Here is a 13,168-nt window from a genome sequence, read left to right as displayed (position 1 = left end):
CTCCCCTTTATGAAAGCATTGGACAAATCCCAAACGGAAAAAAATAACAACCTATGTAGAGATAGGTTGCTACGTGTGCTTGTTATTCGCTGTCTTCTCTTTCAAACGAAAGCAGGCCCGCGTCAATTTCTTCTAAAGCTTTGCCTACATATTTGTGAGAAATGGTATGTTCAATCTGCTGGTCTTTTTTGATCTGCATTTCACGCGCGCGTCTTGCAGACACGGTCACCAGCGTATATTTAGAATCTAATTTATTCATTAAAGAGTCAATTGACGGATCTAACATAAGTTATTCTACCTCCAGCATTTTCTTATATCTCGGAGCGACGCGTTCACGTTTTAAGTGCTCGGCGAGAACGATTGCGTTAATCTTATCACAAGCCGTTTGGATATCGTCGTTTTCAACGACATAATCATACGCGTCCATCATTTCGATTTCAGCTTTTGCGGCATTCATTCTGTTTTCGATTAAATCGTCGGTTTCAGTCCCTCTTGTCACGATTCTGTTTTTCAGCTCAGAAAGACTCGGCGGCGCTAAGAAGATAAACAGGCCTTCCGGAAATGCATTCCGCACTTGGAGCGCGCCCTGCACTTCAATCTCTAAGAAGACGTCTTTTCCTTCTTGAAGCGTCTGTTCGACATAATCAACGGGCGTTCCGTAATAGTTGCCGACATATTCCGCCCACTCAAGCAGTTTGTTGTTTTCAATCATGCGTTCGAATTCATCTCTAGATTTAAAGAAATAATCGACGCCATCGACCTCGCCCTCTCTCGGGTTTCTCGTCGTGACTGAAATCGAGTATTCAAATTTCGTGTCCTGTTGTGAAAATATTGCTTGCCGAACCGTTCCTTTTCCAACTCCGGAGGGACCTGAGAGAACGATTAATAACCCTCTTTCTTTCATGCGGCAATTACCCCTGCCCTTCATCCATAATTTCTTCTTTCACAGAAAGTCTGTGTGCAACTGTCTCAGGCTGGACGGCAGATAAGATAATGTGATCACTATCCATGACGACAACTGCACGGGTTCTTCGTCCGTATGTAGCGTCTATTAGCATTCCGCGGTCTCTTGCATCCTGGATCATTCGCTTTATTGGCGCAGACTCCGGGCTGACAATCGAAATCATCCGATTGGCGGAGATGATATTGCCAAATCCGATATTAATCAGTTTAATCGTCATCTTCTACGTTCCCCCTGTAAAATAGACGTCTCTAGTGTAACCTGAAGAGGCCGTCTGTAAACAATACGCACAGTCGCTATTCTATATTTTGCACTTGTTCCTTCAATTTTTCAATAGAACTTTTCATTTCAACGACAAGCTTTGTGATTTGATGATCATTGGCTTTTGAGCCGATCGTATTCGCTTCTCGGTTAAGCTCCTGAACAAGGAAATCAAGTTTGCGGCCGACTGCCCCGCCTTCTTTTAATATATCACGGAATTGAACAAAATGGCTCTTCAATCTGGTAATTTCTTCCGTTATATCAGAACGATCGGCGAAAATGGCGCATTCCGTGATCAGCCGGCTTTCGTCGAGCGCATCCTCCGTCCATTCCTTCATTCGGGCGTAAAGACGCTCGCGATATTGAATAACAACGGCCGAAGCGCGCTCTTTTACCTGTTCGGACAGCGTCTCAAGCCGCTCAATGTGCAGAAAGCAGTCTTCCGCCAAAAGCCGTCCTTCTTTTTCCCTCATGTCACAAAGTTCCTTTACAGCCAGCTCAGCGGCTTCCCTGATGACTTCTTCAAGCTTGTCATCACGCACCTGTTCTTCGTGTATCTGCGCAATATGTTCAAATTTAAAGAACTCCATTGCATCGGGTTCTGCGGCCAGGCTGTAGCGCTCTTTCATGACGCGTGCGGCGCTCACATATTCATCAAGGAGCTCCCAATCGATGTTCAGGCTTCTTTTTATGAGCGCGTCACTGTTTACAGTGAGAAACAGCTCTACTCTTCCGCGCTGTATATGCTGCAATATCGTTTGTTTCAGCTTATCCTCTACATATAGCAAAGGCCGTGGCAGGCGGGCGTTCACTTCTTTGAACCGGTAATTGACGGATTTCAATTCAACGGTTGCCGAGAGATCGCCTTTTGTGCTGCTTGCGCTGCCGAAGCCTGTCATACTCCGTATCATATGAAACACCCAATTCTTTCCCGTTATCAAAATAAAAGGGCAATAGACATGCTATTACCCCTAAGATTATATCATATGGAATTATTTTTTTCTTGTCAAAAGTGAACCCGCCAGCAAAAAAGTAGGTATGCCCGACATACCGATAATCAGCATCCAATCGCCCGGCGTAATCGGCACTGTTTTGAAAATCGGCTGCAGCGGCGGATAATAGATGACGATGACCATCAGGAAGATAGAAGAAATGATGGCCCCGAGCAGATAGATATTTTCAAACGGATTCCGGGAGAAAACAGACGTTTCGCTCCGGCAGTCAAACACGTGTATAAGCTGAGCCAGGACAAGAGTCGCGAATGCAACGGTCTGTGCGTAGGGCAGATTTTCAGGATTGCGGTGATAGACGATGATAAACGCTAAAATGGTTGCGGCTCCGATTAAAAACCCCCTTGATACGACTTTCCAGCCCAGTTTTCTCGCAAACACTCCTTCTTTCGGATGCCGCGGCTTCCGCCTCATCAGATCTCCTTCCGGCTGATCCATACCGAGGGCCATCGCCGGCAGCCCGTCAGTGACTAAGTTCACCCACAATATCTGAATCGGAACGAGCGGCAGCGGCAGAGCGAGAAGCATCGCAAACAGCATCACTAAAATTTCACCGACGTTGGAGGCGAGCAAATACCGGACGAATTTTCTTATATTTTCATAGATATTCCGTCCCTCTTTTATGGCTGATTTAATCGTAGCAAAGTTATCATCTACCAGAATGAGAGAAGAGGCTTCCTTTGCCACATCCGTTCCCGTCACGCCCATGGCAACACCGATATCTGCCTGCTTTATGGCCGGCGCGTCATTAACCCCGTCTCCCGTCATGGCGACGACGTGTCCGTTTTCCTGGAACGCTTTGACGATTTTCAATTTATGTTCAGGCGACACGCGTGCGAAGACGTAGACATCATCGACCGTTTCGATAAGTTCTTTGTCCGTAAGCTCATTCAGCGTCTTCCCGTCCATCACACGCCCCTTTTTCGGAAGAAGACGCAAATCTTTTGCAATGGCCTTTGCCGTTTCGACGTGATCCCCTGTGATCATAACCGTTTTAATGCCGGCTTCACGGCATTCTTTAATCGCCTGTCTGACTTCCGGACGGGGCGGATCAATTATGCCTGACAAGCCGAGCATCGTCAGATTTTTTTCCGCCTGCTCCATTGTCGGCTTTTCTCCGGGCTTAAGCGGTTTATAAGCAATCGCGATCGTACGCAAAGCTTGCGACGCCAGCTCTTTCAGAACCGCTTCCGTTTCTGCTTTCTTTTCTTCTGAAAAAGGCGTACTTCTTGCGCCGTGCATCAGATGTGACGAGCGGTCAATCAGCACATCGGGCGCTCCTTTAGTGATGACGAACTGCTTTTTTTCCTGATCCTCTACAATGACGGTCATCATTTTGCGGACGGAGTCAAACGGAAACTCGGCAACCACGCGGTAGTGCCCGCTGAGCCAATCGTTTGAATAGCCGCCCTTTCTTGCAGCCGTCAGCAGCGCTCCTTCTGTCGGATCGCCGTCGAGTACATAACGGCCGTCTTTCAGTGCGATTTCGGATGTGTTGCACAACGCGCCGAAAACCAGCATCTGTTCAAGAATCTTCTCATCTTTCGGCTTGATTTCCCGCTCATCTCGGGTGAAAACGCCCTCCGGCTCATAGCCGATGCCTGACACTTTATAAATTTTGCCGCCTGACCAAATATGGGTGACGGTCATTTTGTTTTGTGTCAGCGTGCCGGTTTTATCAGAACAAATGACAGAGGCGCAGCCCAATGTTTCAACCGCCGGGAGCTTTCTGACAATTGATTTTTGTTTGATCATGCGCTGGACGCCGATTGATAATGCCACCGTAACAATGGCGGGAAGCCCTTCCGGAATCGCGGCGACGGCCAATGACACCCCGGCCAAAAACATGCTGTAAAGATCATGTCCCTGTAAGACGCCGACTGCAACGACCAATACCGTTAAAAGGAGCGCGACGATAATTAAAATTTTGCCGAGCTCTTCAAGTCTTCGCTGCAGCGGTGTTGAAAGGCTGCCGGCGGATTCCAGCATATCGGCGATTTTGCCCATTGCCGTATTCATTCCTGTACCGACGACGACGCCGACACCGCTGCCGCGCGTTACGATCGTACCCATAAACGCCATATTGCTGATGTCGCCTAACGAAACATCCGGCTTTCTCAGTTTATCAGCTTGTTTAACCACCGGAATTGATTCCCCGGTCAGCGCCGATTCCTCAATTTCAAGGCTTTTCGCTTCAACGATCCGCACATCCGCGCCAATCCGGTCGCCGCTTGAAAATTTCATGATATCGCCGGGAACGAGCTCCTTGGACTGAATTTTCTTCCAGCTCCCGTCCCGCAACGCTGACACATACGGCGTTGACAGCTCTTTTAATGCGTGTAAGGACTTTTCCGCCCGCCGCTCTTGAAAAAAACCGAGAACCCCATTGACAAATACAATCGCCATAATCGCTACGGCATCTACATATTCGCCTAAAAACCCGGATATTAAGGTTGCCGCCAGCAGCACGAGCACCATAAAATCTTTAAATTGGGCGAAAAACACGGCGATCGCCGGTGTCCTCTTGCCCTCCTGAAGCTCGTTCGGCCCGTGCTTTTCAAGGCGTTTTTTCACCTCTTTTTCGGTCAACCCCTGTTTAATGGACGTATTTGTTGCTTTCAGCAAATCGGTTTGTCCCATTTCATGAAACTTCATTCTTCTCGTCCACTCCCCTGCCTCGCTTTAGAGATGTCACTCTGTAAACAAGCTTATTCTGACTCGTCCCTTTTCATGCTATAATTATCGAATGCAGGAAGAAGGAAAGGGTGTTTTATATGTCTTTTGATGGCATGTTTACATACGGAATGACACATGAATTAAACAGCCGGATCGCCGGAGGCCGGATTACGAGAGTCCATCAGCCTTTTAAGCACGATGTGATATTTCATATCCGCGCTAACGGAAAAAACCATAAATTATTATTATCGGCGCATCCGAGCTATTCACGGGTGCACATGACAAACCAGGCCTATGAAAATCCGAGCGAGCCGCCGATGTTTTGTATGCTGCTCAGAAAGCATATAGAAGGCGGATTTATTGAGAAAATAGAACAGGCCGGATTAGACCGGATTATGATATTCCGGATAAAAAGCAGAAATGAAATCGGCGACGAAACCGTCAGAACGCTGTATGTGGAAATTATGGGACGGCACAGCAATATTATCCTGACTGACGGAGAAGGAGCAATTATCGACGGACTGAAGCATTTATCTCCGTCGATGAACAGCTACCGGACCGTTCTGCCGGGCTATGATTACAAGCTTCCTCCCGCTCAGGAAAAAATTTCGCCGCTTGCCGCGGATGAAGAGGACGTTTTGCGTTATCTCAGTTTTCAGGAAGGACGGCTTGACCAGCAGATCGTCAGACATTTCTCCGGTGTTTCTCCGCTGTTTGCAAAAGAAGCCGTGCACAGAGCGGGCCTCGCTAACAAAATAACGCTGCCGAAGACGCTGATTGAAATGTTCCATGCCGTGAAAGATTGCAGGTTTACACCGAACATTACGACAGCCGGCGGAAAGGAATACTTTTATCTCCTGTCTCTCACACATGTAAACGGAGAAGAGCGCACCTTTCACTCACTGAGTGAGCTGTTGGACCGGTTTTATTTCGGCAAGGCGGAACGCGACCGCGTCAAACAGCAGGCTCAGGATCTCGAGCGGTTTGTCGCAAACGAACGGAAAAAGAACGCCAATAAGATAAAAAAGCTGGAAAAGACGCTCGACTACTCAGAAAATGCGAAGGAATTCCAGCTATACGGCGAACTGCTGACGGCAAATTTGTATATGCTGAAAAAAGGTGACAAAGAAGCGGAAGTCATCAATTATTATGATGAAGAAAGTAAGACGGTGACCATCCCTTTAAATCCGAACAAAACACCGTCAGAAAACGCGCAGATGTATTTTACAAAGTATCAAAAGGCGAAGAATTCCGTCGAGGTGGTAAAAGAACAGATCCGTCTGGCCGAGGAGGAAATCGCTTATTTCGATCAGCTGATCCAGCAGCTCTCCTCCGCCTCCACAAAGGATATTCACGAAATAAGGGAAGAGCTTGTGGAAGGCAAATATCTGCGACCGAAACAGCAGCGAGGACAGAAAAAACAGAAGCAGCACGTTCCTGTTTTGGAGCAATATGAATCTTCACGGGGATTGACGATTCTTGTCGGCAAAAACAATAAACAAAATGAATACTTAACGACAAAAGCTGCCGCAAGGGATGATTTATGGTTCCACACGAAAGACATTCCGGGTTCCCACGTTGTGATTAAAAGCAGCGATCCAGATGAACAATCCATACTGGAGGCGGCTGCGATCGCCGCTTATTTTTCCAAAGCGAAAGATTCCGGCTCCGTTCCCGTTGATTATACAAAAATCAGACACGTGAAAAAGCCAAACGGCGCAAAGCCCGGATTTGTCACCTATGACAGCCAGCATACCGTATTTGTCACACCTGATGCCGACCTTGTCATACGGCTGAAAAAATAAACGCACCTCCAAGCTGAAACCCGCACTCAGCTTGGAGGTGTTTTTTATTACGTATAAACGGAGATGAAACTCTCCCAGCCGTCAGAACCGATCTATACAGTATCTGATCAGTTTCCCGTCATGTCTGCCTGATCCGCCGGGGCCGTCTCTGATTAAAGCGGTCACACCTTGATTTGGCGGCGGATACTGTCACCTTCCCTCGCCGCACCTGAGCACATCCGGGCGGGTCTCTGACCTTTCCTTGTATGCGGGCGGAATCCAGGCGGCATGGGGATCAGATAGATATTACGCATCACTTCGCAATCCTGACCGCTTGCCGGCATATACCGTTCAAACTGCCCGCTTTCGTTTTGAATTGTTCACATTCGGGGACTGTGAGGACAGTATAAAAAACACCCTGCCTGATGACAGACAAGGTGTTTTCTATGGTCTTCTTCTTTTCTCAAATAATCGATCCACTTCTTCAGCCAAATCAGCAGTAATGAGAGGCTTTATGTCCTCAGCCAGTCTTTTCGTATGTGCAGGGCTTGCGCCGCTTGTTGATACGGATACTTGAATGCGCCCTTTGCGGATGATCTTCGGCATATACACGCTGCCCCGTTCAGCCTCGCTTACACAATTGACCAGCTGCGTTTCAGAAGCGCCCTCGGCTATCTCCCGATTCACGCTGCGGTCATTTGTCGCGGCAATGATGAAAAAAGCGGGCGCAAGATCCTTCATTTCAATTTTACGGGAAACCCAGCGGATACGTCCTTCATCCGCCAGCTGTTTAATTTCGGGCAGGGCATCGGGACTGATTACAGTAATATCCGCGCCTTCCGGAAGCACCGTTTTGAGCCTTCTTAAGGCAACATTGCCACCGCCCGCGATGATAATTCTTTTTCCGCTTAAATTAATGTGCAGAGGCAGCATACTGTCCCCCCTTAAAATCAAACTGACCGCCGGGGTTTCGAACAGCTTCCGTCACACGGTTCAAAAACGCCTGCTTAATATGCGGGTGAAAACCTAAGTATGAAGCGAGATGAACATTTTGATTGATCGTTTGAAGCTTTTGAACTTCCCGTTCAATCTCAGTCATTAAAAGCCCGGTAAACAGAAGATATGGAACGATAAAAACGGGTGCTCCGTCATCCTCTTCAAGGCCGGCAAACACTTCTTTATAGTGCGGGTCACATGCTGTTAAAAAACATGGGATGACTTCTTTAACAGGTGTAATCGCCTCAAGTTTTCCGGCAATCTCACTGACTGCGTTTTTAACTGCCGGATCTGTGCTTCCTCTTCCGATCAGCACCACTTTCGCCTGCTCAATGGGCACTCCGGTATCTTCAATGCGATGATGCACCGCTTTTACGACTTCATCGTCCACTCCGATCGGAACACCATATGTCACTTTTATATCGGGATGCAGGGCCGCCGCACGGGCGATTTCAGCCGGAATGTCATGTTTTGCGTGGGCAGCGGTCAACAGCAGTAAAGGCACGGCCGCAATATGAGTGGCGCCTTGTCTGACACATGCTTCAAATCCCGCTTCAATAGACGGTTCCTGCAGTTCTAAAAAACAAATTTCCTGAATGGGAGCGTCAGCGTGCGGCATGCACCCTTTTAAAAACGCCGCCGACTCTGTCTGCGCTTTTTTCAGCCTGCTTCCGTGCCCGATGTATAAAATCGCCTGCTTCATTTACAACGCCTCGCTCAAATCCAGATTTTTCTGATCAGATGCATACCAGTCCAGTTTGCAGTGATAATTGACGACATCGCCGATAACAATTAAGCTCGGGTTTTTGATTTCTTCTTTTATCACTGTGTCTGAAAGCGTGCCGACGGTGCAGACGACTGTTTTTTGCCTGTCCGTCGTTCCCCAATGAATAAAGGCTGCCGGGGTGCCGGCGTTTCTGCCGTTTTCCAGCAGCATTCTTTCAATCTGCCGGATATTTTTAATTCCCATATAAATCACCAGCGTATCAATACCCGTCGCCAGCGCTTTCCATTTTTCTTCAAAGTCGTCTTCTTGTTTATAATGTCCCGTAACGAATGCGACATTGGAGCTCGCCTCTCTGTGCGTCACGGGAATGCCGGCATAAGCAGCAGCCGCGATTCCTGATGTAATGCCGGGAACGATCTCAAACGGAATGGCGTTTTGTGCGAGAGCCTCCGCTTCTTCGCCTCCGCGGCCGAAAACAAACGGGTCGCCTCCCTTGAGCCTTACAACGGTTTTCCCCTTTTTCGCATACTTCACAAGGAAACGGTTGATCGTATCCTGTTTCATAATGTGAAAATCCGGGAGCTTTCCGCAGTAAATCAGATCCGCTTCTTCTCCGGCATATTGTAAAATCTCTTTGCTTACCAATCTGTCATATAATATAACATCCGCTTTCTGTATGGCTTTCATTGCCTTCACCGTTAATAAGTCCGGATCTCCCGGACCGGCTCCAACGATAAATACTTTCCCCATAGCATGTCTCCCCGATCCGTTTTGAAATCTTCCCAGAACAGCCGCGAGGCCGCACTTCAGCTATTTTACCATATCCCGCCATTGCGGGGGATATCCGGCTGATTGCGCGGCCTTTTTGGACCTATTATGCTAAGCTGTTTTTCACAAAGTCAACCAGTCTTCCGGTGCATTCTTCGCGTTCACATTTGCCTGAATCAAGTACGAGCTCAGGCGCTTTCGGCTCTTCATACGGTGAGTCGATCCCCGTAAAGAACGGAATTTCACCATTTCTTGCTTTTTTATATAAACCTTTCGGATCGCGCTTTTCACATATATCGAGGTCGCATTTAACATAGATTTCATTAAATTCGCCCTCCGCCACAAGCTCTCTCACCTGATCTCTGTCCTCACGGAACGGAGAAATAAAAGCCGTGATGACGATGGTTCCCTGCTGAACGAAAAGCTTCGCCACTTCCCCGATGCGGCGTATATTTTCCTTGCGGTCATCATCAGAAAAACCTAAGTCCTTGTTTAAGCCGTGGCGGATGTTATCACCATCAAGCACGATGACTTGATAGCCTTGTTCAAACAGCTCGCGCGCTGCGGCGTTTGCAATCGTGGATTTCCCTGAACCGCTTAAGCCCGTCAGCCAGAGGATAGAGCTTTTATGCTTGTTTTTCTGCTGGTATTCTTCTTTCGTTATTGAGGCTTCATGCCACACGATATCACGATTTGTCACTCTATTTTCCTCCTTAAGAAACGCCTGCTTCTTCTTTCGTTTTCAGCCCTTTAATCAACACCTCGACAACTTCAGGACGGCTGAATTCCGCCGGCGGCATGACGCCGCTTCGCAGCATTTCTCTGACCTTTGTTCCTGAAAGAATGACGTGGTCTTCTCTGTCATGCGGGCATGTTTTGGCCGTTCCCATGTTGCCGCATTTCTGGCAGAAGAAGCTGTGCTCGAATTTCATCGGTGTAATCCCGAGTTCATCCGCTGTAAATTGATCAAACAGCTCTTGCGCTTCATATGTGCCGTAGTAATCACCGACGCCGGCATGATCGCGGCCGACGATAAAATGCGTGCAGCCGTAGTTTTTGCGGACAAGCGCGTGGAAAATGGCTTCTCTCGGCCCCGCATACCGCATAGCCGCCAAAAACACGCCGAGGAACACGCGGTCTTTCGGATAATAATGATCGAGCAGCACCTGGTAGCTTTCCATTCTGACATCCGCCGGAATGTCATCTGATTTTGTTTCACCGACGAGCGGGTTCAAAAACAGGCCGTCAACCGTCTCAAGCGCGGTTTTTTGGATATATTCGTGGGCGCGGTGGACCGGATTTCTCGTTTGGAAACCGACGATGGTTTTCCAGCCCTTTTCTTCGAAGCTTCGTCTTGTATCGGCAGGTTCAAATGTAAACTCGGGAAACTGCTTTGACGCTTTTTTAACTAATGTGATCGGCCCGCCGACATACGTATCGCCGCGTGAAAATAATTTTTTCACGCCCGGATGCGCGGCATCATCGGTTTTATATACGTGAACGGCTTCTTTTTGTTTATCCGGCGTATAAATATCTTCGATGTCGACTACACCGTATGTTTCTCCGCCGTAAGTCAGTTTCACCGTGTCGCCGACGGCAAGCTCAGCCGCTTTTTCTGAATCGACCGGAAGCGTGATCGGCAGGGACCAGACAACCCCGGATGCCAGACGCATATTTTCAACGACTGACACGTAATCTTTTTCTGTGAAAAATCCTTCAATCGGGCTGTACCCCCCGATCCCGATCAGCTCTAAATCAGCGAACGAAATCAAATCAAGCTCAATTTCTTTTTGGACGGATGTAAGATCATACTGCTCATTTACCCGATTAATTAATGTTCCTCCGTGCGGTGCTAAACTCATAATACATGATTCCTCCCAGTTAACAGATAAATAAACTCAGATTAATAGTTAAATGCCTCCGCCTTGTTCATGGACAGAGCGTTTCTCTTTTCGGATGGCTTTCATCAGACTGGCGGCTCCGCCAGCTGCCAAAAGCACGCTGGCCATCATAAAGATGGAATAGTAATCTCCTTTTAACAGCAGGGAGACAAGCAAATACGAAATCGACAGTGACAAAAACGGCGAAACGACCCATACTTTGAGCATCGTTTTCACGACTTCTTTATGAAAAACGTTCGGCCCGTTTTTGGCCATTCCGATACCGATAATTGATGATGATGTGACTTGCGCCAATGGGACCGGCAGACCGAAGACGGAACTGATAATGACAAGCCCCGCGCCGGTTCCTGAAAGCAGTATGCCTTCTCCGGCTGAAAATCTCGTAATCTTTTTCCCGTTGGTTTCAAGCACTTTACGTCCTAAAAGCAGAGCGCCGAGAGCGACAAAGATGCCTCCGTACAGCGTTCCTTTGGACACGCTGAGCACGCCCGCAGCAACCAAAGGGCCCACCGCATTTGCGACATTGTTCATTCCGGCTGAAAAAGCTTCCCAAAACCCCGCAATCAGCAGCACAATCCCCAAAATCTTCTGTTTCCGATTCGAAATGACTCGAATATTCAGAGAACTGAATACCTTCGAGACGAGAAACGTGAAACAGAACGCGACGAACGGTACGAGCACCCAAAAACTCACGATGACTAAAAGATGCTGTAAAAACAATACTTTGTACGCGACGCCGACACCGACAATCGCCCCGACAGTGACCTCACTCGTCGACAGCGGAATGCCGAGCACATTCGCCGTGAATAACGATAGCGCCGCCGATCCGATAATAATGCAGACAATGGTGAGCGTAATGGTTTGTTCGGGAATGATTCCGCCGCTGATCGTCTTAACGACTTCTCCGCCGCCGATAACCGCCCCTGACAGGACTCCGGCCGCGCAGATGATCAGCGCATACGTTTTCTTTTTAACTGCGCCGGACCCGTAAGCGACTCCCATTGAAGCCGCGGCTCCGCTGGCTCCGATATTCATGGCAAAAAACAGGCAGAATAAAATAGCGGCTAATTCCATCGTGCAGCTCCTTTATTCATGCAGTCCGCATTCTGTTTTCGCCATGCCGTTCCATCTGCCGCTCCGCAAATCTTCCGCGGTAAACGCAGGTGAAGTGCACGGTTCACAGCCGATGCTCGGATACCCCTGATCATGAAGGATATTGTAATCCAGCTCATGCTTGGAAGTATATCTCCAGATGTCTTTCCATGTCCAATGGATCAGCGGGCATACTTTAATCGATTGAAACTTGTCGTCTTTATTCAGGAAATTCGTATTCGCCCGGCTCGGCCCTTGATCCCGGCGAAGGCCGGACAGCCATGCCGGATGCCCTGCGAGCGCTTCTCTTAACGGCAGAATTTTTCTGATGTAGCAGCACTGGTTCGGTTCTCTTTCCCACAGTTTATCTCCGTGAGCCTCGGCCTGTTCTTCAAGAGTAAGGCTTGGCTTTTTCAGGATAATGTTCAGTCCCGGGTAACGCTCTTTCACTTTTTCGATCGTTTCATATGTTTCTTTAAAGTGAAGACCCGTATCGAGAAACACGATTTCCGCGTCTTTCTTTACTTTAGAAATTAAATCGATCAGGACGATGCCCTCAATCCCGAAGCTGCACGCGTAAACAAGCTGGTCTCCGTAGTGGCCGTATGCCCATTTTAAAACGGACAGCGCGCCTTTATAGGAATCGTCTTCCGGAAATGTAATCGCCGGCTCTTCCCATGTGTCATACGTTAGCATTTTTCCTTTCCTCCTCCCGGAGACAATCAAACAGCTGTTGTTTTCTGCCGGTTGTCTTATCCCTCAATCTTTTTTTCATATAAAAAACTTTCAATCCAGCGGAATGAAAGACAGTGACCCGGTATAGCCCTTATCTTCAAAATGCTGTGCATTTTTCTGGATGCGGCACCTTGCATGACACGCAGGTTGCCGGGCGTCATCGGTCCAGTCCCTCAGCCGCTCTTGATAAGCTTTTTAGATTTGTACTAAATTTTAGCACAATTCTAACAGAAGTCAACCCGAGTTTTTTGATAGGA

The 13,168-nt window shown here is 48.2% G+C and carries 13 protein-coding genes and 1 riboswitch; of the genes, 1 reads left to right on the top strand and 12 read right to left on the bottom strand.

The window, feature by feature from the left end:
• Positions 1–82: 82 nt before the first annotated feature.
• The 5 genes from rpoZ to NYE68_RS08640 form a co-directional block, all read right to left on the bottom strand.
• Positions 83–286: a DNA-directed RNA polymerase subunit omega gene (rpoZ, locus tag NYE68_RS08660; RefSeq protein ID WP_003154346.1), complete on the bottom strand. Its 204-nt coding sequence runs from the start codon at positions 284–286 to the stop codon at positions 83–85.
• Positions 287–289: 3 nt separating this feature from the next.
• Positions 290–904, bottom strand: a complete 615-nt coding sequence (gmk, locus tag NYE68_RS08655) for a guanylate kinase (RefSeq protein WP_003154347.1) — start codon at positions 902–904, stop codon at positions 290–292.
• Positions 905–911: 7 nt separating this feature from the next.
• Positions 912–1,181 (bottom strand): extracellular matrix/biofilm regulator RemA, encoded by a 270-nt coding sequence (gene remA / locus NYE68_RS08650; RefSeq protein WP_003154355.1) that lies wholly within the window; start codon positions 1,179–1,181, stop codon positions 912–914.
• Between the two features lie 76 nt (positions 1,182–1,257).
• Positions 1,258–2,133: a YicC/YloC family endoribonuclease gene (locus NYE68_RS08645; protein ID WP_061890949.1), complete on the bottom strand. Its 876-nt coding sequence runs from the start codon at positions 2,131–2,133 to the stop codon at positions 1,258–1,260.
• 81 nt (positions 2,134–2,214) lie between these two features.
• Positions 2,215–4,887, bottom strand: coding sequence for a calcium-translocating P-type ATPase, SERCA-type (locus NYE68_RS08640; RefSeq protein ID WP_324635858.1), 2,673 nt, complete (start codon positions 4,885–4,887; stop codon positions 2,215–2,217).
• A 119-nt stretch (positions 4,888–5,006) separates the two neighbouring features.
• Here NYE68_RS08640 and NYE68_RS08635 point away from each other — a divergent pair, with 119 nt between their 5' ends.
• Complete coding sequence (locus NYE68_RS08635) at positions 5,007–6,713, top strand: NFACT RNA binding domain-containing protein (RefSeq protein WP_031378752.1); 1,707 nt, start codon at positions 5,007–5,009, stop codon at positions 6,711–6,713.
• 423 nt (positions 6,714–7,136) lie between these two features.
• On the opposite strand, the gene NYE68_RS08630 is transcribed toward NYE68_RS08635, so the two are convergent.
• The 7 genes from NYE68_RS08630 to NYE68_RS08600 form a co-directional block, all read right to left on the bottom strand.
• The gene (locus tag NYE68_RS08630; RefSeq protein ID WP_324635859.1) at positions 7,137–7,625 is read right to left on the bottom strand and encodes a bifunctional precorrin-2 dehydrogenase/sirohydrochlorin ferrochelatase; all 489 of its coding nucleotides are present in this window, start codon (positions 7,623–7,625) and stop codon (positions 7,137–7,139) included.
• Positions 7,606–8,391, bottom strand: coding sequence for a sirohydrochlorin chelatase (locus tag NYE68_RS08625; RefSeq protein ID WP_064115978.1), 786 nt, complete (start codon positions 8,389–8,391; stop codon positions 7,606–7,608). Before NYE68_RS08625 ends, NYE68_RS08630 begins: the two co-directional genes overlap by 20 nt.
• Positions 8,392–9,165: a uroporphyrinogen-III C-methyltransferase gene (gene cobA / locus NYE68_RS08620; protein WP_062623342.1), complete on the bottom strand. Its 774-nt coding sequence runs from the start codon at positions 9,163–9,165 to the stop codon at positions 8,392–8,394.
• A 124-nt stretch (positions 9,166–9,289) separates the two neighbouring features.
• Complete coding sequence (gene cysC, locus NYE68_RS08615; protein WP_007611313.1) at positions 9,290–9,883, bottom strand: adenylyl-sulfate kinase; 594 nt, start codon at positions 9,881–9,883, stop codon at positions 9,290–9,292.
• Between the two features lie 13 nt (positions 9,884–9,896).
• Positions 9,897–11,045, bottom strand: coding sequence for a sulfate adenylyltransferase (sat, locus tag NYE68_RS08610; RefSeq protein ID WP_007409738.1), 1,149 nt, complete (start codon positions 11,043–11,045; stop codon positions 9,897–9,899).
• A gap of 48 nt (positions 11,046–11,093) precedes the next feature.
• Entirely contained in the window at positions 11,094–12,158 is a 1,065-nt protein-coding gene (locus tag NYE68_RS08605; RefSeq protein WP_012117522.1) for an inorganic phosphate transporter, read from the bottom strand.
• A gap of 12 nt (positions 12,159–12,170) precedes the next feature.
• Positions 12,171–12,872 carry a phosphoadenylyl-sulfate reductase gene (locus tag NYE68_RS08600; RefSeq protein ID WP_003154369.1) on the bottom strand — a complete coding sequence of 234 codons (702 nt, stop codon included), beginning with the start codon at positions 12,870–12,872 and terminating at the stop codon, positions 12,171–12,173.
• A gap of 127 nt (positions 12,873–12,999) precedes the next feature.
• A riboswitch (SAM riboswitch) is annotated at positions 13,000–13,104 on the bottom strand.
• Between the last annotated feature and the right edge of the window lie 64 nt (positions 13,105–13,168).

It is taken from the genome of Bacillus sp. FSL R5-0447, from assembly GCF_038606125.1.
Lineage (GTDB): Bacteria > Bacillota > Bacilli > Bacillales > Bacillaceae > Bacillus > Bacillus velezensis.
This window is presented reverse-complemented; position numbering and strand designations above follow the sequence as displayed.

Coding starts and splice junctions, on each gene's coding strand:
- NYE68_RS08600 (WP_003154369.1), bottom strand. CDS start 12,872: ATGCTAACGTATGACACATGGGAAGAGCCGGCGATTACATTTCCGGAA.
- rpoZ (WP_003154346.1), bottom strand. CDS start 286: ATGTTAGATCCGTCAATTGACTCTTTAATGAATAAATTAGATTCTAAA.
- NYE68_RS08630 (WP_324635859.1), bottom strand. CDS start 7,625: ATGCTGCCTCTGCACATTAATTTAAGCGGAAAAAGAATTATCATCGCG.
- NYE68_RS08605 (WP_012117522.1), bottom strand. CDS start 12,158: ATGGAATTAGCCGCTATTTTATTCTGCCTGTTTTTTGCCATGAATATC.
- sat (WP_007409738.1), bottom strand. CDS start 11,045: ATGAGTTTAGCACCGCACGGAGGAACATTAATTAATCGGGTAAATGAG.
- NYE68_RS08645 (WP_061890949.1), bottom strand. CDS start 2,133: ATGATACGGAGTATGACAGGCTTCGGCAGCGCAAGCAGCACAAAAGGC.
- remA (WP_003154355.1), bottom strand. CDS start 1,181: ATGACGATTAAACTGATTAATATCGGATTTGGCAATATCATCTCCGCC.
- NYE68_RS08625 (WP_064115978.1), bottom strand. CDS start 8,391: ATGAAGCAGGCGATTTTATACATCGGGCACGGAAGCAGGCTGAAAAAA.
- NYE68_RS08635 (WP_031378752.1), top strand. CDS start 5,007: ATGTCTTTTGATGGCATGTTTACATACGGAATGACACATGAATTAAAC.
- cobA (WP_062623342.1), bottom strand. CDS start 9,165: ATGGGGAAAGTATTTATCGTTGGAGCCGGTCCGGGAGATCCGGACTTA.
- gmk (WP_003154347.1), bottom strand. CDS start 904: ATGAAAGAAAGAGGGTTATTAATCGTTCTCTCAGGTCCCTCCGGAGTT.
- NYE68_RS08640 (WP_324635858.1), bottom strand. CDS start 4,887: ATGAAGTTTCATGAAATGGGACAAACCGATTTGCTGAAAGCAACAAAT.